Genomic DNA, 1,184 nt, shown 5'->3' with positions numbered 1-1,184 from the left:
CCGGCCGAGGACCGCGATGCCCTCGGCGATGTCGGACGCGGTCGCGGCGGCGTAGCCGAGGACGAGGCCGGGGCGGCCGGGCCGCTGGGCGTGCCACGACAGCGGCTGCACCTTGACGCCCTCCTCCAGGGCCGCGGCGGCCAGCGCGGCGTCGTCGGTGCCCGGGGCGAGGGTGACGGTGAGGTGCAGGCCGGCGGCGGCGCCGTGCACGGCCGCGCCGGGCAGGTGCGCGGCGACCGCGCCGATCATGGCGTCGCGGCGGCGGCGGTGGCGGTGCCGCAGCAGCCGCAGGGTCCGCTCCATCTCGCCCGAGGCCATCAGCTCGGCCAGCACCAGCTGCGGCAGGGCCGCGTTGCCGAGGTCGGCGAAGCGCTTCTCGGCGACGACCGCGTCCATGAACGCCGGCGGCGGCAGCAGCCACCCGGTCCGCAGCGCCGGGGCCAGCAGCTTGGACACGCTGCCGGTGTAGAAGACGCGGTCGGCGAGCATCGACCGCAGCGCCGGGACGGGCGGCCGGTCGTAGCGGTGCTCGGCGTCGTAGTCGTCCTCGATGACGACGCCGCCGCCGGCCGCCCAGCGCATCAGCTCGCGGCGCCGGCGCCCGGCCAGCACGGCGCCGGTCGGGAACTGGTGGGCGGGGGTGAGCAGCACGGCGGGCGCGCCGCCGGCCGCCAGGAGGTCGACGCGGATCCCGTCGTCGTCGACGGGCACGGGCGGGGTGTCCATTCCGCCGTGCCGCAGGTGCTGGCGGACGCCGAGGGAGCCGGGGTCCTCGACCGCGATCGCGCCGACGCCGGTGCGGGCCAGCACGCGGGTGATCACGCCGAGGGCCTGCGCGGTGCCGGCGACCACCACGATCTGGGCGGGGTCGGCGCGGACGCCGCGGTAGCGGGCCAGCCAGTCGGCGACCGCGGCGCGCAGCGCGGGGACGCCGCGGGGGTCGCCGTAGCCGAGGTCGGCGGCGGGCAGGTCCCGCAGGACGGTGCGCTCGGCGCGCTGCCAGGCCGCGCGCGGGAACGCCGACAGGTCCGGCACGCCCGGGGTCAGGTCGATGCGGGCGGGGGCGGCGCGCAGCGCGTCGAAGACGTCGGCGCCCGGCTCGCGCGGGAACGGCGCCCCGGGGAACGGGGCGCCGGCCCAGGCCGCGGACGACACCGCGGCGGAGGCCGGGCCGGCGTGCGGGC

1 protein-coding gene is annotated in these 1,184 nt (G+C 80.0%); it reads right to left on the bottom strand.

Going from position 1 to position 1,184, the window contains the following annotated elements; translation table 11 throughout:
• Positions 1–1,184, bottom strand: a 1,184-nt coding sequence (locus ACIWVC_RS22155) for a PLP-dependent aminotransferase family protein (RefSeq protein ID WP_396454521.1), incomplete at both ends; no start/stop codon positions are given.

It is taken from the genome of Actinomadura sp. (assembly GCF_044508335.1).
Lineage (GTDB): Bacteria > Actinomycetota > Actinomycetes > Streptosporangiales > Streptosporangiaceae > Spirillospora.
This window is presented reverse-complemented; position numbering and strand designations above follow the sequence as displayed.